The sequence below is a fragment of the Methylobacterium sp. A49B genome (genome assembly GCF_053346215.1).
In genome coordinates this window covers 50,518-68,521 of the sequence record NZ_JBKFBO010000112.1, presented here as the reverse complement: position 1 = coordinate 68,521, position 18,004 = coordinate 50,518, and the positions used below count along the sequence as shown (strand labels likewise).

General features: G+C 71.0%; 15 protein-coding genes. 7 read left to right on the top strand and 8 right to left on the bottom strand.

Annotated elements, in window-relative coordinates; all coding sequences use genetic code 11:
- Positions 1-3: 3 nt before the first annotated feature.
- Together rnr and ACLBX9_RS19330 are read right to left on the bottom strand one after the other, a co-directional pair.
- The gene (rnr, locus tag ACLBX9_RS19335) at positions 4-2,325 is read right to left on the bottom strand and encodes a ribonuclease R (protein WP_447720079.1); all 2,322 of its coding nucleotides are present in this window, start codon (positions 2,323-2,325) and stop codon (positions 4-6) included.
- A gap of 136 nt (positions 2,326-2,461) precedes the next feature.
- On the bottom strand, positions 2,462-2,800 hold the full coding sequence (locus ACLBX9_RS19330; protein WP_447720078.1) for a hypothetical protein: 339 nt from the start codon (positions 2,798-2,800) through the stop codon (positions 2,462-2,464).
- A gap of 199 nt (positions 2,801-2,999) precedes the next feature.
- Here ACLBX9_RS19330 and ydiJ point away from each other — a divergent pair, with 199 nt between their 5' ends.
- From ydiJ to ACLBX9_RS19310, 4 genes are all read left to right on the top strand, one after another.
- Positions 3,000-6,089, top strand: coding sequence for a D-2-hydroxyglutarate dehydrogenase YdiJ (gene ydiJ / locus ACLBX9_RS19325; protein ID WP_447720077.1), 3,090 nt, complete (start codon positions 3,000-3,002; stop codon positions 6,087-6,089).
- Positions 6,090-6,100: 11 nt separating this feature from the next.
- Positions 6,101-6,991 carry a ketopantoate reductase family protein gene (locus ACLBX9_RS19320; protein ID WP_447720076.1) on the top strand — a complete coding sequence of 297 codons (891 nt, stop codon included), beginning with the start codon at positions 6,101-6,103 and terminating at the stop codon, positions 6,989-6,991.
- Positions 6,992-7,411: 420 nt separating this feature from the next.
- Positions 7,412-7,654 carry a hypothetical protein gene (locus tag ACLBX9_RS19315; protein ID WP_010684606.1) on the top strand — a complete coding sequence of 81 codons (243 nt, stop codon included), beginning with the start codon at positions 7,412-7,414 and terminating at the stop codon, positions 7,652-7,654.
- A complete protein-coding gene (locus ACLBX9_RS19310) occupies positions 7,647-7,976 on the top strand; it encodes a type II toxin-antitoxin system PemK/MazF family toxin (RefSeq protein WP_447720075.1) in 330 nt (109 codons plus the stop codon). Before ACLBX9_RS19315 ends, ACLBX9_RS19310 begins: the two co-directional genes overlap by 8 nt.
- A 17-nt stretch (positions 7,977-7,993) precedes the next feature.
- Here ACLBX9_RS19310 and ACLBX9_RS19305 read toward each other — a convergent pair whose 3' ends face one another.
- The 4 genes from ACLBX9_RS19305 to ACLBX9_RS19290 form a co-directional block, all read right to left on the bottom strand.
- Positions 7,994-8,308: a plasmid stabilization protein gene (locus tag ACLBX9_RS19305; protein WP_447720074.1), complete on the bottom strand. Its 315-nt coding sequence runs from the start codon at positions 8,306-8,308 to the stop codon at positions 7,994-7,996.
- Between the two features lie 18 nt (positions 8,309-8,326).
- Positions 8,327-9,943, bottom strand: coding sequence for a hybrid sensor histidine kinase/response regulator (locus ACLBX9_RS19300; RefSeq protein ID WP_447720073.1), 1,617 nt, complete (start codon positions 9,941-9,943; stop codon positions 8,327-8,329).
- Positions 9,944-10,096: 153 nt separating this feature from the next.
- Complete coding sequence (locus tag ACLBX9_RS19295; protein WP_447720072.1) at positions 10,097-12,070, bottom strand: AI-2E family transporter; 1,974 nt, start codon at positions 12,068-12,070, stop codon at positions 10,097-10,099.
- Between the two features lie 81 nt (positions 12,071-12,151).
- Entirely contained in the window at positions 12,152-12,532 is a 381-nt protein-coding gene (locus ACLBX9_RS19290; RefSeq protein WP_010684611.1) for a response regulator, read from the bottom strand.
- A 185-nt stretch (positions 12,533-12,717) separates the two neighbouring features.
- On the opposite strand from ACLBX9_RS19290, the gene ACLBX9_RS19285 reads away from it, so the two are divergent.
- The 3 genes from ACLBX9_RS19285 (at position 12,718) to ACLBX9_RS19275 (ending at position 15,709) form a co-directional block, all read left to right on the top strand.
- Positions 12,718-13,362, top strand: coding sequence for a glutathione S-transferase family protein (locus ACLBX9_RS19285; RefSeq protein ID WP_447720071.1), 645 nt, complete (start codon positions 12,718-12,720; stop codon positions 13,360-13,362).
- A 115-nt stretch (positions 13,363-13,477) separates the two neighbouring features.
- Positions 13,478-14,383: an amino acid ABC transporter substrate-binding protein gene (locus ACLBX9_RS19280; protein WP_447720070.1), complete on the top strand. Its 906-nt coding sequence runs from the start codon at positions 13,478-13,480 to the stop codon at positions 14,381-14,383.
- Between the two features lie 84 nt (positions 14,384-14,467).
- The gene (locus tag ACLBX9_RS19275; RefSeq protein WP_010684614.1) at positions 14,468-15,709 is read left to right on the top strand and encodes an MFS transporter; all 1,242 of its coding nucleotides are present in this window, start codon (positions 14,468-14,470) and stop codon (positions 15,707-15,709) included.
- Between the two features lie 6 nt (positions 15,710-15,715).
- Here the strand turns inward: ACLBX9_RS19275 and ACLBX9_RS19270 are convergent, their stop codons facing one another.
- Positions 15,716-16,957, bottom strand: a complete 1,242-nt coding sequence (locus tag ACLBX9_RS19270; protein ID WP_447720069.1) for an NAD(P)/FAD-dependent oxidoreductase — start codon at positions 16,955-16,957, stop codon at positions 15,716-15,718.
- Positions 16,954-17,901, bottom strand: a complete 948-nt coding sequence (locus tag ACLBX9_RS19265; protein ID WP_010684616.1) for a LysR family transcriptional regulator — start codon at positions 17,899-17,901, stop codon at positions 16,954-16,956. The genes ACLBX9_RS19270 and ACLBX9_RS19265 overlap by 4 nt, the downstream gene beginning before the upstream one ends.
- Positions 17,902-18,004 lie beyond the last annotated feature (103 nt).

Here is an 18,004-nt window from a genome sequence, read left to right as displayed (position 1 = left end):
GGATCAGCGGCGCGAGCCGCGATGGCGCGACCCGGTGTTGCGGATGCCGGCCGGGCGACCGGGCGGCGCGGCCTTGAACGGACGTCCACCGGGCTTCTTGCCCGGGCCGGCCTTCCGCGCGCCGGAGCGGCTCCGGCCCTCGCTGAGCAGCTCGAAGCGCAGGGCGCCGGCCACCGGCGCGGCCTCCACGAGGCGCACCTCGACCCGGTCGCCGAGGCGGAACGTCTCCCCGGTCCGTTCGCCCACGAGGGCGTGGCGGCCCTCCTCGTGGCGGAAATACTCGGCGCCGAGCTGCGAGACCGGCACGAAGCCGTCCGCCCCGGTCTCGTCGAGCTTGATGAACAGGCCGGCGCGGGTCACGCCCGCGATCTGGCCCTCGAAGGTGGCCCCGACCTGATCGGCGAGGTGGTGGGCGATCAGCCGGTCGATGGTCTCGCGCTCGGCCGCCATGGCCCGACGCTCGGCCGCCGAGATCTGCTCGCCGATCTGCGCGAGTTCCCCCGCCGAGATGTCGGACGCGAGCCCGTCGGTACCGAGCCTGCCGGCGGTGATCAGCGCCCGGTGGACGATCAGGTCCGCATAGCGCCTGATCGGCGACGTGAAATGCGCGTAGCGACGCAGGTTCAGGCCGAAATGGCCCAGATTCTCGGCGGCGTAGACCGCCTGCGCCTGGCTGCGCAGGATCACCTCGTTGAGGAAGACGCCGTGCTCGGTCTCGGCCGCCATGGCGAGGATCCGGTTGAACAGGGCGGGACGCAGCGCCCCCTCCTTGGGCAGCTTGATGCCCACCGAAGCCAGAACCTCGCCCAGCGCCCGCATCTTCTCCAGCGCGGGCTCGTCGTGAACACGGTAGATCAGCGGCTGACGGGCGTGCTCCAAGGTCTCGGCGGCGGCGACATTCGCCTGGATCATGAACTCCTCGATCAGCCGGTGCGCGTCGAGGCGTTCCGGCACGATCACCCGGTCGACGGCGCCGTCGGGCGAGAGCAGGACCTTGCGCTCGGGCAGATCCAGGGCGAGCGGGCCGCGGCGGTCCCGGGCCTCGCGCAGGGCCGCGTAGGCCGTCCAGAGGGGGCGAAGCGCCGTCTCTAGGAGCGGCCCGGTCGCGTCGTCCGGATGCCCCTCGATGGCGGCCTGCGCCTGCGCGTAGGCGAGCTTGGCCCGCGAGCGCATCATCACCCGGTGGAAGCTGTGGCGGCGCTTCGCGCCATCGGCAGCGATGACCATGCGCACGGCCAGAGCCGGCCGGTCCTCGCCCTCCCGGAGCGAGCACAGGTCGTTGGAGATCCGCTCGGGCAGCATCGGCACCACCCGGTCGGGGAAGTAGACCGAATTGCCCCGCTCCAGGGCCTCGCGGTCGAGGCTCGAACCCGCGCGCACATAGGCGGCCACGTCCGCGATGGCGACGGTGAGGACGAAGCCGCCGGGATTGGCCGGGTCGTGATCGGCCTCGGCCATGACGGCGTCGTCGTGATCCTTGGCGTCCGGCGGGTCGATGGTGACGAGCGGCCGGTCGCGCCAGTCTTCCCGGCCCTTCAGCGTGGCGGGCTTGGCGGCGTCGGCCTCCGCGAGAGTCGCCTCCGCGAAGACGTGCGGGATGTTGTGCAGGTGCAGCGCGATCAGGCTCACCGCCTTCTCGGAGCCCAGCGAACCCAGCCGCTCCCGGACGCGGCCCCGCGGCAGGCCGAAGCGCGTCTCCCGCTCCATCGAGACGCTGACCAGATCGCCGTCGCGGGCCTCGCCTTCCTCGCCGGGCGGGATCAGGATCTCGCGCCCCTGCGAGCGCTTCTCCACCGGCACGATCCGGCCGCCCTGCGCGCCGGTCCGGTAGACGCCGATGATCTCGGCGCGGTTCTTCCCGATGACCTTGACGACCCGGCCCGTGTAGCCGCCCTCCCCGTCGCGCGCGACGCGGATCAGGGCCCGGTCGCCGATTCCCGCCGCCGGCCGGCTGCCCTTGCGGGGGCCGCGCCCCTGGGTCAGCACGATGGCCGGCGGTTTGCCCGTGCCGGTCCATTCTGCGGACACCGCCAGGAAATCACCGTGGCGGTCCCGCGATCGGATGTCGGCAAGCACGACCGGCGGCAGATGACCCGCCGGGGCGAGGCCGCCGCGGCCCCGGTCGAGGGCGCCGTCCTCCTCGATCTCTTTGAGCAGACGCTTCAGGTCGATCTTGGCGGCCCCCTTGATGCCGAAAGCCTGGGCGATCTCGCGCTTGCCGACGCGCTCCTTCGACTCGGCGACGAAGGCGAGGATCTGCTCACGGGTGGGGAGGGGCGGGGGAGCGGCGGGCTCGTCCGCCGGGGCGGTGGTGCGTCGTGCCAAAAGGTGGGTGCCGGACGGTTCTCGGAAGACAGGGCCCGCGTGCGGGCGTCGGACCGGCTGTCCGGTCCTGTGATCCTAAGATGGGTATCCGGCCCCTCCGCGGCAACGCCGGGCCGAGCGTCCTCAACAGGCGCGATCAGCCGGTCGAAGCGATCTTCCGGATGTGATCCACCGCCGCGTCCACGTCGAAGCCGGGCGCGAGGATGGCTTCCAGGGCGAAGGGGCAGGCGCGCGGGAGGGTCAGGCTCACCTGTCCTTCCTGCGGTGCCAGGTCGGGCGTCTCCGCCTCCTCGATCGCCAGCGTCCAGGCGCCGTCCATGCGCAGGCTCGCCGGGTCGGGCGGATCATCCGCGAGCGCCCCGAGCTTCGCGCGACCGGCGTCACGGCAGGCGAGACTGCGACTGTCGTCGGAGATGAGGGCCGCCTTGATCAGCTCGGCCAGGGCGTCCCTGACGCGTTCCACGCTCGTGTTCATGGGCATCCGTCCCGAAGGTGCCGCCTTCTTGGCAAGCCGAATGCCAGCGTTGTCCGATGCGCGCTCCTTCCGGTTTCCCTTCCTGCCGCGCCCCATGCAGCCGGCATAGGACGGGGCGCGCCCGTCCCTCGCATGGCCGCGACGTTCTCGCCGAAACCACCGATCTTCCCTCGCGATACGCCGGGTGTAGAAGGCTTGAATGATCCCGGTCCTGACCCGCCATACCGAGGCCGTGCCGCTCTACGCCGCGGCCTGCGCCGAGCTGCGCCTGCGCGGTTTCGAGGGCGACCTGACTTTGTCAGACGCCGACCGCACCGTCTTCGCGACCGATAACTCGATCTATCAGGTCGAGCCGGGGGCCGTGGCCTTCCCCCGCACCCGTGACGACCTCGTGCGCATCGCCAAGCTCCTGGACGACCCGCGCTTTTCCGAGATCGTGATCCGGCCCCGGGGCGGCGCCACCGGCACCAACGGCCAGTCCCTGGGCCACGGCCTCGTGGTCGACACCTCGCGCCACATGAACCGCATCCTGGAGATCGACGTCGCGAATCGCACGGCCCGGGTCGAGCCGGGCGTGGTGAAGGATCAGCTCAACCGGGAATTGGCCAAGCACGGCCTGTTCTTCGCGCCGGAACTCTCCACCTCGAACCGCGCCACCCTCGGCGGCATGATCTCCACCGATGCCTGCGGGCAGGGCTCGTGTCTCTACGGCAAGACCCGCGACCACGTCCTGGCGCTGACCTGCGTGTTCACCGACGGCACGGTCTGGACCGCCGAGCCGCTGGACGCGGCCGGCCTCGAAGCCGCCAAGGGCCGCAACGACCGGGTCGGCGAGATCCACCGGACCGTCGACGCGGTCGTCACCACGAACGCGGCACTGATCGCCGAGCGCTTCCCCAAGCTCAACCGCTGCCTCACGGGTTACGACCTCGCACACCTGCGCGATGCGGCGGGCCGGTTCGACCTGAAGAGCGTGATCTGCGGCTCGGAGGGCACGCTGGCGCTGATCGCTGAGGCGCGGCTCAATGTGCTGCCGATCCCGAAGGCCGCGGTCCTGGTGGCGCTCTCCTACGTCGATTTCGACGCGGCGCTCCGCGATGCCCAGGCGCTGCTGCCGTTCGGCGCCGCCTCGGTGGAGACCATCGACTCGACGGTGCTGGCGCTCGCCCGCAAGGATCCGATCTGGGCCGAGGTACGCGCCTTCTTCCCCGACGATCCGGCGGGGCGGCCGGTGGACGGGATCAACCTCGTAGAATTCGTCGGCGACGATGAGGCGAGCGTGGAGGCTGCCCTCGGGCGGCTTACCGGCCTGCTGGAGGCCGAGCGCGGCACCGACACCAAGCGCCTCGGCTTCACCATCGCCCGGGGCGAGGCGATCGAGCAGCTCTGGACGATGCGCAAGAAGGCGGTGGGCCTGCTGGGTGCCGCCAAAGGGAACGCCCGCCCGATCCCCTTCGTGGAGGATACGGCCGTGCCGCCGGAGCGGCTTGCCGACTTCATCGCCGAGTTCCGGGCGCTCCTCAACGGCAAGGGCCTGCGTTACGGCATGTTCGGCCACGTCGATGCCGGCGTGCTGCACGTCCGGCCGGCCATCGACTTGAAGGACCCGGCGCAGAACGGCCTGATCCGCGAGGTGACGGAGGGTGTCGTGGCGCTCACCGCCAAGTATGGCGGCCTGCTCTGGGGCGAGCACGGCAAGGGCTTTCGATCGGAGTTCGTGCCGGAGACGTTCGGGCCGCTGATGCCGGCCCTCGAGGCGATCAAGCGCGCCTTCGACCCGGGCGACCGCATGAACCCGGGCAAGATCGCCTCAGCGAAGGGGACGGGGCTGACCCGTATCGATGGGGTGCCGCGCCGCGGGGAGCAGGACCGGACGATCCCGGCGCCGGTCCGCCAGGATTTCGACGAAGCGCTCCACTGCAACGGCAACGGCGCCTGCTTCAGCTTCGACGCCGACGAGGCCATGTGCCCGTCCTGGAAGGCGACGCGGGAGCGCAGACACTCGCCCAAGGGTCGCGCCTCGCTGATGCGCGAGTGGCTGCGCCGCGCGGCGGAATCCGGCATCGATCCGGCCGCGGAGCTGGCGCGGCAGCGCGCCGGATGGGTGCGGGAGGTGGCGGCGACGCTGCGGAGCGGCTTCCGCCGGCGGTCCGGGGCCGAGGACTTCTCCCACGCCGTCAAGGAGGCGATGGACGGCTGCCTCGCCTGCAAGTCCTGCACGGGCTCCTGCCCGATCAAGGTCGATGTGCCGACATTCCGGGCGAAGTTCCTGGCGCTCTACCACACGCGCTATGCCCGGCCCCTGAAGGATCACCTCGTGGCCGCGCTGGAGCCGCTCCTGCCGCTCGCCGGCAGGGCGCCGCGGCTGAGCAACGCGCTCCTGACCAACCCGGTCGCGCGCCTGCTGCTGGCCAAGGCCGGATTGGTCGGGATCCCGGGCCTGTCGCCCGTATCCCTCAAGGTCCGTCTGGCGTCTCTCGGCGTCGCCGTCGCGACCCCGCAGGCGCTGGCCGGGCTCGACCCGCGGGCGCGGGAGAACGCGGTTCTGGTGGTGCAGGACGCCTTCACCAGCCACTTCGACGCCGAGGTCGTGGCCGATGCTTGCGCCCTCCTGATCGCCCTCGGCTTCAAGCCCTGGCTCGTGCCCTATCGGCCGAACGGCAAGCCGCTGCATGTGCACGGATTCCTGGGCCGCTTCGCCGCCGTCGCCCGGTCCAACGCCGCGATGTTGCGGGATCTGGCGCGCCAGGGCGTGCCGCTGGTCGGGATCGACCCGTCGATGACGCTGACCTACCGGTCCGAATACGCGCAGGCCCTGGGCGGCGACTTCGACCTGCCGAAGGTCCACCTTCTGCAGGAGTGGCTCGCCACGCAGCTCGACCGGATCGCGCCGCGCCAGCGTGGCGGCACCCTGCGTCTCCTGCCCCACTGCACCGAGCGGACCAACGCGCCGGGCGCGGTCCGCGACTGGCAGGCCCTGTTCGCCCATCTCGGGTTGCGGCTCGAGGTGCCGGCGGCCGGCTGCTGCGGGATGGCCGGCACCTATGGCCACGAGACACGCCACCGGCCGACGTCGGAGGCGATCTACGGCCTGAGCTGGGCGCGGCACGTGGCCGAGGCGCCGGGCTGCGTTCTGCTGGCGGACGGCTATTCCTGCCGCTGCCAAGCGAAGCTCGTCGACGGTGTGCGCCTGCGCCATCCGGCCCAGGCCCTCCTCGATCATGTCCGCACCAGCAGCCAGGGTGCGGCGCCGTTTCATCCCGAGCAGGCGGCGGCCGCGGCGCGATGAGCGAGGGCGGAATGAACGTCGCTGTCGTGGGGGCCGGCGCGGTCGGCTGCTATTATGGATTCCTCCTGGCGCGCGCCGGCCACGCGGTGACGCTGATCGGCCGACCGGCCCTCGTCGAGGCCGTGCGCGCGGACGGCCTCGTGCTCGAAGGTTCGGAGAAAACGGCCTCCGTACCCGTACGGGCGACCGTGGATGGTGACGGGGTCGCCGGAGCCGACCTCGTGCTGGTCTGCGTGAAGTCCGGCGACACCGAAGCGGCGGGTGCGATGATCGCGGCGCATCTCGAGCCGTCCGCGACGATCCTGAGCCTCCAGAACGGCGTCGACAACGCTGAGCGCCTCGCCGATCTCCTGGGTCGGGCGGTCGTACCCGTGGCGGTCTACGTCGCCACCGCCATGGCCGGGCCGGGCCGCGTCCGGCACAACGGCCGGGGCGACCTGATCCTGGGCGCCTCCGAGGCGAGCGACCGGATCGCCGCCGCCCTGACCGCGGCCGGTGCCCCCACGACCGTCTCGGGGCGCGCCCTGGACGCGCTGTGGGGCAAGCTCATCATGAACTGCGCCTACAACGCCCTCTCGGCCCTGACGCAGCTGCCTTACGGCCGGCTGGTCCAGGGCGAGGGCGTCGTCGCCGCCATGACCGACGTGGTGCAGGAATGCGTCACCGTCGCCGAAGCCGCGGGCGTCTCGGTGGCGCCCGACATCTTCGACAGCGTCATGGCGCTGAGCACGGCCATGGCCGACCAGCGCTCGTCCACCGCCCAGGACCTCGCCCGCGGTCGGCCCAGCGAGATCGATCATCTCAACGGCTATGTCGTGCGCAAGGGCGCGGCGCTCGGCATCCCGACGCCGGCCAACCGGATGCTGCACACGCTGGTCAAGCTGGTCGAGCAGAAGGGCTAAGGTCGCCGTGAGTCGCTTCCGATGGCGCGGACCGTCATCGCGAGCGCAGCGAAGCGACCCAGGACAGCACGACGTCGGCGACCGTGGCGCTCCTGGGTTGCTTCGCTCTGCTCGCAAAGACGGGGCGGTCCAGCCTTTGCTCGTCGATCCGGCTCACGCCCGCGCCGCGGCGCTCGCCTTCCGGGTCGCTGCGGCCTTCCTGGCCGAGGCTGAGCGCTCGGCCGCCGTCCGCCCTGTGGACGCCTTGCCCCAGACGACGCGACCGACGGCCCAGCAGACTTGCCGCCGCCCGGGCCAGCTGGCTTCCTGCCGCTGCCTTCGTCCCAAACCCGATGCCCTTTTTGGCTCCCACTGCTTGTGTCTTCGAGTTTGCTGCGCTCGCGGCCTGTCGTACACCGCAGTCGTGCACAGGAGGCGGCGATGGGACGCGACAGCACCGTCATTCAAGTCAGGACGGATAGTCGTCTGAGAACCGCGTTCACCGAAGCTGTGCAACGTGAGCACACCACCACCAGCGATGTCCTGCGGCAACTCATGCAGCAGTATGTCCGCGACAGTCTGAGACGCGAGGCGGCCCGACAATCCCGCGTCGTGACCGCCGCTCCGGATGCAGCGGAGAGCCTCGCGCTGATCGAGGACGTGCAGGACCTGGACGATGCTTGATCGCGGCGACATCGTCATTCTGGCGACCAAAGGCGTTTACACCGGCAAGCCACGGCCGTGGGTAATCCTACAGAACAGCGCGTTCGCCGGTCTCGACAGCGTGACGGTATGCCTGATTACCACGGAACTCGTCGCGCATGCATCGATGCTGCGCGTGGATGTGAAGCCTACGACGAGAAACGGGTTGACGGTCGACAGCCAAGTGCAGATCGACAAGATCGTCACGGTACCGACGACGAAGATCAATCAGACAATCGGTGCCCTGGAAGACGCCGTCCTGCGGGATGTGAGTGCTGCAATCGCATTCTTCCTGGACCTTTAAACCATCATCCCAGCCGTTCACGCCCGCGCGACCGCGTTCGCCTTCCGGGTTGCGGCGGCCTTCTTGGCCGAGGCGGAGCGCTCGGCCGCGGTCCGTCCCGCGGACGCCTTGCCCCCGGTCGCGCCGCCCTTGTGGGCTGCCGGATGTCCGGTGGCCTTGCCCCGGCCCGAGCCGCCCGGCTTCTTGCCGCCGCCATCGTCCTTGTTGACGGTGGCCCAAGCGCGGGCCTCGGCTTCCTTCTCCGGCACGCCGCGGGCTTCGTAGGACTCTGCGATGTGCTCAGCCTTGCGTTTCTGCTTGTCGGTGTATTTCGATTTGTCGCCCTGAGACATCGCCCATCTCCCGTGAGATCAGCCCACGCCGGTCGGCCCGTCGAGGAGGGTGCGCACGCGGCGGACCAGCTCCGTGCGCCGGTAGGGCTTGTTGAGCAGATCAAACTCCGAGCCGCCGATATCGGTTCGCTCCAGGCTCGCCTCCGCGTAGCCGGTTGCCAGCAGGACCTTGAGCCGCGGCTGGCGGCGGAGCGCTTCGCGGGCGAGCAGCACGCCGTTCATCCCCCCCGGCATAATCAGGTCGGTGAACAGCAGGTCGACCCGCCCGCTGGAATCCAAGATCTCCAGGGCCTCGCGGGCGTTGCCCGCGGTCAGCGTCGTGTACCCGAAGTCCCGCAGGATGGTCCGGGCGAGTTCCGCCACGTCCTCGCGGTCGTCGACGATCAGGATGGTCTCGGTGCCCTGCCGGTCCACGGCGCGGAGCGAGACCTTGGCGGGGGCGTTCACGTCACCGTCCGTCGCCGGGAAGGACAGGCGCACCGTCGTGCCCTCGCCGACCGCGGACTCGATCTGCGCCGCGCCGCCCGACTGCTTGGCGAAGCCGTAGACCATCGACAGGCCGAGGCCGGTGCCCTTGCCCTCTTCCTTGGTCGTGAAGAACGGGTCCATCACCCGGGCGAGCACCGCCGGCGGGATGCCAGTGCCGGAGTCCCGGATGGCGATGCTGACGTAGCGGCCGTCGCGCAGCGGGCCGACCTCGCCGCTCGCGGCGACCTCGCTGTTCTCCGTGGTGATCCGCACCGTGCCGCCGTCCGGCATCGCGTCCCGGGCGTTGATCAGCACGTTGAGGATGGCGACCTCGGCCTGGGTCGGATCGACCCGGCAGTTCCAGAGGTCCGCGGCGAGGTCGAGCTCGATCTTCACGGCCTCGCCCACGGAGCGGGCGACCATCTCGCCCATGCCCTCGACCAGGGTGTTCAGGTTGACGGCGCGCCCCTCCAGGCGCTGCTTGCGTGCGAAGGCTAGGAGCTGCTGCGTCAGGGTCGTGGCACGCTCGGCCGCCTGCCGGATGTTCTCGGTGGCACGGCCGAGCCGGGCCCGGTCGGCGTCGGGCTTCTCCAGGCCGGCGGCCAGGATGTCGACGTAGCCGACGATCACCTGCAGCAGGTTGTTGAAATCGTGCGCGATGCCGCCGGTGAGTTGGCCGAGCGCCTCCATCTTCTGGGCCTGTCCCAGCGCCTCCTCGGCGTCGCGGCGCCGGGAGACGTCGAGCTGCGAGCCGAAATAGTACACGAGCTCGCCGTCGGCGTTGTAGACCGGCGAGACGAACAGGGCGTTCCAGAAAGTCGAGCCGTTCTTGCGGTAATTCAGGATCTCGGTAGCGAACTCCCGCTTCTCGGCGATGGCCGAGCGAACCTGTGTCACCGTCGACCGGTCGGTGTCGGGACCCTGCAGGAAGCGGCAATTGCGGCCGATCAGCTCCTCGGGCGTATAGCCGGTCATCGCCAGGAACGCCCGGTTGGCGAAGATGATCGGGTTGTCGGGCTGCCGCGGATCGGTGACGATCATCGGCATCCGCGTGGTCTCGACAGCGGCGAAGAAGATGTCGCTCTTGCGATCGGTCACATCGCTCGGTGCGCTGTCCCTGACTTGCGGACCTGCGCCGACCGGTGGGGTTTCGGGTGTTTCAGACATGCGAGGCGGTCTTCACCCTGAGGCCGTGCAGGCGGTCGATGCGGCGCCGCTTCAGCTCGGCGCGCGACTCTAGTGGTCCGAGACGCGATGTCGACCGCCCGGTCCCGTCGGTGGTGTCGCGCCTGTGGGGAGCGCCGGGGCGCCGCGGAGACGTCACGCCGCCGCCGTCCGTGCCGGGCTGGGAAGCGCGGCGGCCGGTGCCGGGCTGGTCCGCGCGGGTGCCGGCTCGCGGCAGGCACCCAGGACCGCCGAGAGCGCCTCGTTGAGCGACGTCACCAGGAAGTCGGCCGAGGTCGCCCGTCGCAGGCGATCGAGTGTCGCCGGATCGCGCTCGCGCCAGAAGCCGACGAGGATGCGCACCCCCGGCACCGCGGCGCGGGCCTGCCGGACCGTGAAGCGGATCTGCGACAGACTTACCGGCTCCAGGTAGGAGAAGCAGATCAGCGCGAGACCCTCGGGGTTCTCGGGCCGCTCGCCGGCGCGGATCGCCGCCATCGACAGGATCTGCGAGGCGAGACCGTGCCGTGCCAGGATCTGGCTCAGCATCAGCGTCGCCGCCTCGTCGAAGGGGCCGCGGCTCGACACGCACAGGACTGGTGTCTCGCTGCGCCAGCCGGGGGCGAGATCCTCGCGCGACAGCACGATGCCCGCCACCTGCCGGTCAGGCCCGACGGCAGCCAGCGCGGCGGCGGTCTCGGTGTCGGGACCGCGTCCGGATCCCCGCCGGGGCCGCCGCGCGACCGGGGCGGTGCCCAGACGATCCACCACCGTACGGATCGCCGTGCCGACCTCCGCCTGGCGTTCGCGGTCGAGCGTCCCGCGCGAGAGATCCTCCTGCGCGAGCAGCAGCCCCGCCAGGGCAACCTCGTCGTAGTAGGTGACGAGGGCCCGCTCCTTCAGGAACTGCCAGCCCTGGTCGATCGCCTCCACGGGATCGCCGGCGAGCATGCGCTGGTAGAAGATCTCCGGGGGCGACAGGGCGGGCTGGTCGCCGAGCAGCACGTCGAGGTACCAGAGCCTCTGCACGTGCCGTCCGAGCACCACGAGGCAGACGGTGAGGGGGGTCGCCAGCACGAGGCCGATCGGGCCCCACAGGAAGGTCCAGATCGTCGCCGCCAGGATGACGGCGACCGGCGAGAGGCCGGTCGAGTGGCCGTAGAGCAGCGGCTCGATCACGTGGCCGCAGATCGGCTCGACCACCAGGAACAGGGCCGCGGTGGCGATCACCATGCTCCAGCCGGGATCGACCGCGGCGGCGAGGATCAGCGGCAGCAGCGCGCTGATCGCGGCGCCGATATAGGGCACGAAGCGCAGGATCGCGGCGAGCACGCCGAACAGCGTCGGGCTCGGCACGCCGATGATCCAAAGTCCGAAGCCGATCACCACGCCGAAGCCGATGTTGAGGGCGAGCTGCGCCAGGAAGAACCGGCTCAGCCGGCTCGTGGCATCGTCGATCGCCGCCGTGGTGCGGCGCAGGTCGCCCGAGCCGCCGGCGAGCTTGATCGCCCGGTTCCGCAGATCCTCGCGCTGGAGCAGGATGAAGATCGTGAAGATCAGGATCAGGCCGGTCGTGGCCAACGGGTGGAGCACGGGGCCCGCGAAGGTCTGCAGCGTGTCGATCACGCTGGCGCGGACGGGGGTGAGTTCCACGGTGATCGGGTGCGTGGGCGAGCCGGGCTCGCCCTTGATCTCGGCGGCCGGCGGCGGCTGAAGGGTGGCGCTCAAGTCCTGCACCATGTCGGCGATCCGCGAGAGCGTGCCGGTGCCGGCCGTCGCCCCGCGCAGGTCCTTGATCTTGGTCCGCATCACCAGCGTGTAGCGCGGCAGGTCGGCGGCGAGCTGGGATGCCTCGCTGGCGATCAGGCTGCCGATGCCGAACAGGGCGCCGAACACGATCACCACCACCAGGAGCACCGCGGGCGCCCGCGGCACCCGCAGGCGCCGCAGCATCCGGACCGCCGGTACCAGGACGAAGCTGAGCAGGATCGCCAGCGTCACCGGCACGAGGATCTCACGGCCGAGATAGAGCGCCGCCATCGTCGCCACGACGAGGAGGAGCGAGGCCAGCGCGACGATGACCGGTAGGCCTTCCCGCAGGCGCTGGGCGGTGACGGGATCCTCGCTCAACGGGATGCTCCACTCGGATCGGATCGGGTGTCGACCGCTTGCGCGGCCTGGGGGAGGACGGCGCGCCGATCCGGTGCCATGTCAGCCGGCCTGCGCGGTCTCGCCGAGGGCGGCGCTGATCTGGCTGAGGAGCTTCGAGAAATCGACGGGCTTCGGATGATAGTCGTCGCAGCCGGCCTGAATCGCCTTGTCCCGGTCGCCCGACATCGCGTGGGCGGTGAGGGCGATGATCGGGATCGCCCGCGTGTCGGTGCCGGATTTCAGCGCGCGCGCGACAGACCAGCCGTCGAGGACCGGAAGGTTCATGTCGAGCAGGATCACGTCCGGCTGGCCGGACCGGGCCTGCCGGACGCCGGCCTCGCCGTCATGCGCCAGGATCACCTCGTAGCCGCGCCGCTTCAGGCGGCGGGAGAGGAAATCCCAGATCTCTTCGTGATCCTCGACCAGCAGAATCTTCGCCATCGAACACTCGCACCCCCGGCCCGCGTCGCGCCAGCAGGCACCCCAACGCGCGGCATCGCACAATGGCCCAACGCTCAAGCCGCGATTCCGGTCCGTGTGATGTTCCGGTCGCGACCCGGGTTGACCCGGACTTCCCCCGGTAAGAGCGTGCCGCGCCGCGATTCCACAATACTGGCAGGGACAGTATGGCGAACAAACCCGAGATCGAGTTCTATCACGCACCCAATACGCGCTCTTCCGGAGTGCGTGTGCTCCTCGAGGAGTTGGGCGTGCCGTACCGGCTGCACGCCCTCAACATGCGCGCGGGCGAGCATCTCCAGGACGCGTACCGGGCCATCAACCCGATGGCGAAGGTGCCGGCGATCCGCAACGGCGAGGCTCTGGTCACCGAACAGGCGGCCGTCTACCTCTATCTCGCCGACCTCTTCCCGGAGGCGGGCCTCGCCCCGGCGGCGACCGATCCCGCCCGCGCGACCTACCTGCGCTGGATGGTGTTCTACGGCTCCTGCTACGAGCCCGCGGTGATCGACCGCTACCTCAAGCGGGAGCCGGGCCCGCGCGCCATGTCGGCCTACGCCGATTACGACAGCGTCATCGCCCGCGTCACCGAGACGCTGACCCCGGGGCCGTACCTCCTCGGCGAGCGCTTCAGCGCCGCCGACATCCTGTGGGGGGGCGCCCTCGGCTGGACCATGGGTTTCGGACTCGTCGCGCCCCATCCGGTGCTGAACGCCTATGTCGAGCGGATCCGGGCGCGGCCGGCATCCCTGAAGGTCGCGGCCGCGGATGCGGAACTGGCGGCGGCGCACGAGGCGGCCGCATCGGCCTGATTGCGGCCGGACTCTTGCTGAGGCGATCCCCGGGAGCCCGATCCGGCGCGCGGTCGGGCTTCCAGGCGCCGGACTCACCGTGGGCCTCCACAGCGCGACCGGAACACCCCAGCCCATGCGTCTGCTCGCTCCCCTTCTCGCCGCGCTTCTCCTCGGTGCTCCCGCCGAGTCGGCCGAACGCACCGGCACACTCAGGAAGATCCGCGACAACAACAGGATGGTCCTCGGCGTGCGCGATACCGCAACCCCGTTCAGCTACCTGGACCAGAACCAGAAGGTGGTCGGCTTCGCGGTCGATATCTGCCTGAAGATCGCCGACGCCGTGAAACGCGAATTGCAGATGCCGGGCCTGGAGATCGGGATGGAGTTCGTCAATTCCTCCTCCCGCATCCCGCTGATGACCAACGGCACGATCGACCTCGAATGTGGGACGACGACCAACAACGCCGACCGCAAGAAGCAGGTGGACTTTACCAACACGCACTTCCTGACGGCGACCCGCTTCGTGTCCCGGAAGGACCAGAATATCGCCAGCCTGGATGACCTGCGTGGCAAGACCGTCTCGTCGGTGGCGGGCTCGACCAACATCCTGATGCTGATCAAGGCCAACAACGAGCGGAAGCTCGGCATCACGGTGATCGCCGCCAAGGACGTGCCGGAGGCGTTCCTGCTCGTGGAGACCGGCCGGGCCGCGGCCTTCGTGATGGACGACGTGCAGCTCAGCGTCGTGGCCGCGCAGTCCAAGGAGCCCTCCGCCTACGTGGTCAGCGACGAGACGCTGTCCAACCCGGAGCCCTACGGGATCATGCTGCGCAGGGACGATCCGGCCTTCAAGGCCGTCGTCGACCGGGCGACGGCCGAGCTCTACCGGAGCCCCAAGATCATGACGCTCTACGACCGCTGGTTCCTGAAGCCGGTGCCGCCGCGCGGCCTGACCTACAACGTGCCGCTGTCCTCCGCCCTGCGCTGGGCCTTCGCGCACCCGAGCGACAATTCTGAACCTGCGTTCTACGCGCACTGATCTGTCGCGCGGCGGGGTTCCGCTCCGGCAAGGGAGATGCGATGCCGCGGGTCTGATTTGGTCCGCGTCGCGAAGCGTCTCCCCATGACCGACAGCACAGAGCCGGCTCTCACGCCTGCCGCGGCCCGGGCCGCGCCCCCGGCCACGTCGATCCCGCGGCTGATCGTGGTGCTGGCCTGCGCGGGCTTCGGCAGCACCTTCGCGCTGCGCTCGGTCGAGCCTCTGGTGGGCGTTCTCGCCCGCGACCTCGCGAGCGACGCCCACACGGTGGCGCTCCTCTCCACGGCCTTCGCGCTGCCCTATGCGTTCATCCAGCCGGTGCTCGGCCCGATCGGCGACGCCCTCGGGAAGGAGCGGGTGATGAGCACCTGCCTCGCGGTGCTCGCCGTCGCCCTCACCCTGTGCAGCATCGCCCCCGACATCGGCAGCCTGTTCGGCCTGCGCATGCTGGCGGGCGCTGCGGCGGGGGGCTGCATCCCCCTGTCGCTGGCCCTGCTCGGCGACCGCGTGCCGATGGAGAGCCGGCAAGTGGCGATCGGGCGGTTCCTCGTGGCGGTGATCCTCGGCCAGCTGTCCGGCTCGACCTTCGCGGGCCTGATCGAGGCGGCGATCGGCTGGCGCGGGGTCTTCGCGGTGACCGCCGCCGTGGCGGCCTTCGCCTGCGCGGCCACCGTGTTCGGCTTCGACCGGACCGGCCGGGCCGCCGCCCGCCGCCCGGCCTTCGGCGAGGCGGTGACGCGCTACCGCACGATCCTGCGCAATCCCCGGGCGCGGGTGCTGTTCTCGGCGGTGTTCATCGAGGCGATCGCGATCTTCGGCGTGTTCCCGCACCTTGCGCCGCTGATCGAGGCCAGGGGCGAGGGCGGTCCGCGGGAGGCCGGCCTCGTGCTGGCGGGGTTCGCCGTCGGCGGCCTGCTCTACTCGGCGCTGGTCGGGCTGCTGGTGCGGCTGCTCGGCCTGCCGCGGATGCTGATCGGCGGCGGCCTGATCTGCGGCGCGTCGCTCACGGTGGTCGGCCTCGCCGGCTCCTGGCAGGTCGACTGCGCCGCGCTCACCGCCATGGGCCTCGGCTTCTACATGCTGCACAACACCTACCAGACCCAGGTCACCGAGGTTGCGCCCACCGCCCGCGCCTCCGCGGTGGCGCTCCACGCCTTCTCGTTCTTCTGCGGGCAGGCGCTCGGCGTCGCGGTGATCGGGCAGGCGCTCCTCCGGCTCGGCCAGTTCGGGGCGCTCGCCGGATGCGCCGTGACCATCCTGGCGCTCGGCATCGGCACCGCCCTCGCCCTGCGGCAGAAGCCGCCACCGGTGGCGTTCCCGGGCTGAGCGGCCTCAGGCCTTCCGCAGCGCCAACGCCTTGAGGTCGAAGCCGGGATCGGCCGCCTGTTCGGGCGTGAGCGGCGTCCCGGCGGCGAGCAGGCGCCGGGCGATCATGTGGTCGCCCGCCCGGTCGACGGATTCGACCGCGCTCAGGCGCCCGTCCCGGAAGCGGAACACCGAGAAGGCGGAACCGGAGCCGCGGACCACGCTGGCGTCGCCGGGGCCCGACAGCCCGGCGATCTGCAGCTTGTGCGGGCCCTGGTCGCTCCAGAACCAGGGCAGCGCGCCGTAGGCCGCGGGCCTGCCCGTGAGCCGGGCCGCGAGGCAGCGTCCCTGGTCGATGGCGTTCTGCACGGATTCGATGCGCACCGTGCCGTCCGGCGTGAGCCCGCGGGCGAAGGGGCTGGGGAAGCGGGCGCAGTCGCCGATCGCCGAGATCGCCGGATCGGGCGTGGCGAGGAACGCGTCGACCCGCACCCCGTCCTCGGCCGGCAGGCCCGCCGCGACCGCGAGTTCCCGGTTCGGAAGCACGCCGATCCCGACGAGGACGAGATCGGCCGGCAATTCCCGCCCGTCCGCGAGGGCCACGCCGGCGACGCGACCGTCGCGCCCGAGGATCGCCGTCACGCCCGCTCCGAAGAGGAAGCGCACGCCCATCGCTGCCTGGGCGGTGCGGAAGAAGTCCCCCATCTCGGCCGAGACCGCCCGGGCCATCGGCCGTTCGGCCGCCTCGATCACCGTCACGGAGAGCCCGCGCGCGGCGGCGACGGCCGCAAATTCGAGCCCGATGAAGCCGGCGCCCACCACCACAATCGCCCGGGCGGCCTCGATCGCCGCCTTGAGCGCGTCGGCATCGGCGAGGCCGCGCAGCTGGCGCACGCCGTCGAGGTCTGCGCCGGAGACGGGCAGGGGCCGGTTGCGGGCGCCGGTGGCCAGCACGAGATGGTCGTAGCTCAGGCGCGTGCCGTCCGAGAGCTCGAGGCCGCGCTCCGCCCGGTCGATGGCGACGGCCCGGATGCCCGGCCGATGGTCGAGCGCGTGCTCGGCGAAGTAGCCGGGCGGGCGCAGGAGCAGCCCCTCCGGATCGGTCTTGCCGGCGAGGTAGGCCTTCGACAGGGGCGGCCGCTGGTAGGGGAGGGCGGTTTCGTCGCCCACCAGGGTGATCGGCTCCCGGAATCCGCCCTCGCGGAGGGAGGCGGCGAGCTGGAAGCCTGCCTGGCCCGCGCCCGCGACGACGATGCCGGCCGTGCTCACGCCCGGGCTCCCGCGAGGGCCAGCCCGCTCTGCGCGACGCCGGGCAGGCTGCGCGCGCCCTCCGACATCAGGTACGACCAGACCGCGGAGGCGGCCGGCCCGAGCACCTTGTCGGCGCGCCGGACCGCGTACCAGTCGCGCCGGATCGGCAGGCCCTTCACGTCGAGGAGCACGAGACGGCCGCTCTCCAGCTCGGCCGCCACCGAATGGACCGAGAGCAGCGCGATCCCGAGCCCGGCCATGACCGCCTGCTTGATGGTCTCGTTCGAGCCGGTGTCGATGTCGAGCGGCGCCCGCTTCACCAGCACGCCGGCCATGAATTCCTCGAACACCATGCGGGTGCCCGAGCCCTCCTCGCGCAGGAAGAACGGCTGGTCGGCGAGATCCTCGCGATTCAGACCGGACTTGCCCGCCAGCGGGTGCCCCGGGGGGGCGATCAGCACGATCGGGTGCGGCCCGAAGGTCGCGGCCTCGATCGGGAAGTCCCGGGGCGGCCGGCCCATCAGGGCGAAGTCGATCTCGTAGCCGCGCAGAGCCTCGACGGTCTGGCCGCGGTTGCGCACCGACAGGCTGATCTCGACGCCGGGATGCTTCTTGACGAAGCCGGCGATCACCTGCGGGGCGAAGTACTTGGCGGTGGAGACGACGCCCAGAGCGACGCGCCCGCCCTCGGCCCCGCGCAGGGTGCGCAGCCGGTCCGTGCAGGTCTCCAGCACGGTGTTGATGCTGTCGATCGCCCAGAGCATCTCGCGGCCCGCATCGGTCGGCTTGAGGCCCCCGGGCGTCCGGTCGAACAGCAGGAGCCCGGCCTCCTCCTCCAGCTGGCGGATGCGCGCGTAGAGGGCGGCCGAGGTGACGTTCAGCTCCTGCGCCGCCCGGGTCATGGTGCCGAGGCGGGCCACCGCAGCGACCGCCTGGAGCTGCTTGAGGGAGAGGTTGCGCATGGCGAGTTTCTCGGCGGAGGTCTCGTTTTTTTCGTCCTATGGCACAAGATCGCACAGAAATCTTGAAGGCCCCGCCACGAGTTCCTGTCGATCCGCGGGCAGA

Excerpts from the sequence above, each read along its gene's own strand:
- ACLBX9_RS19280 (WP_447720070.1), top strand. The coding sequence starts at position 13,478 with ATGCGTCTGCTCGCTCCCCTTCTCGCCGCGCTTCTCCTCGGTGCTCCC.
- ACLBX9_RS19305 (WP_447720074.1), bottom strand. The coding sequence starts at position 8,308 with ATGTCTCAGGGCGACAAATCGAAATACACCGACAAGCAGAAACGCAAG.
- ACLBX9_RS19300 (WP_447720073.1), bottom strand. The coding sequence starts at position 9,943 with ATGTCTGAAACACCCGAAACCCCACCGGTCGGCGCAGGTCCGCAAGTC.
- ACLBX9_RS19290 (WP_010684611.1), bottom strand. The coding sequence starts at position 12,532 with ATGGCGAAGATTCTGCTGGTCGAGGATCACGAAGAGATCTGGGATTTC.
- ACLBX9_RS19265 (WP_010684616.1), bottom strand. The coding sequence starts at position 17,901 with ATGCGCAACCTCTCCCTCAAGCAGCTCCAGGCGGTCGCTGCGGTGGCC.
- ACLBX9_RS19275 (WP_010684614.1), top strand. The coding sequence starts at position 14,468 with ATGACCGACAGCACAGAGCCGGCTCTCACGCCTGCCGCGGCCCGGGCC.
- ACLBX9_RS19320 (WP_447720076.1), top strand. The coding sequence starts at position 6,101 with ATGAACGTCGCTGTCGTGGGGGCCGGCGCGGTCGGCTGCTATTATGGA.
- ydiJ (WP_447720077.1), top strand. The coding sequence starts at position 3,000 with ATGATCCCGGTCCTGACCCGCCATACCGAGGCCGTGCCGCTCTACGCC.
- ACLBX9_RS19285 (WP_447720071.1), top strand. The coding sequence starts at position 12,718 with ATGGCGAACAAACCCGAGATCGAGTTCTATCACGCACCCAATACGCGC.
- ACLBX9_RS19315 (WP_010684606.1), top strand. The coding sequence starts at position 7,412 with ATGGGACGCGACAGCACCGTCATTCAAGTCAGGACGGATAGTCGTCTG.
- ACLBX9_RS19330 (WP_447720078.1), bottom strand. The coding sequence starts at position 2,800 with ATGAACACGAGCGTGGAACGCGTCAGGGACGCCCTGGCCGAGCTGATC.
- ACLBX9_RS19310 (WP_447720075.1), top strand. The coding sequence starts at position 7,647 with ATGCTTGATCGCGGCGACATCGTCATTCTGGCGACCAAAGGCGTTTAC.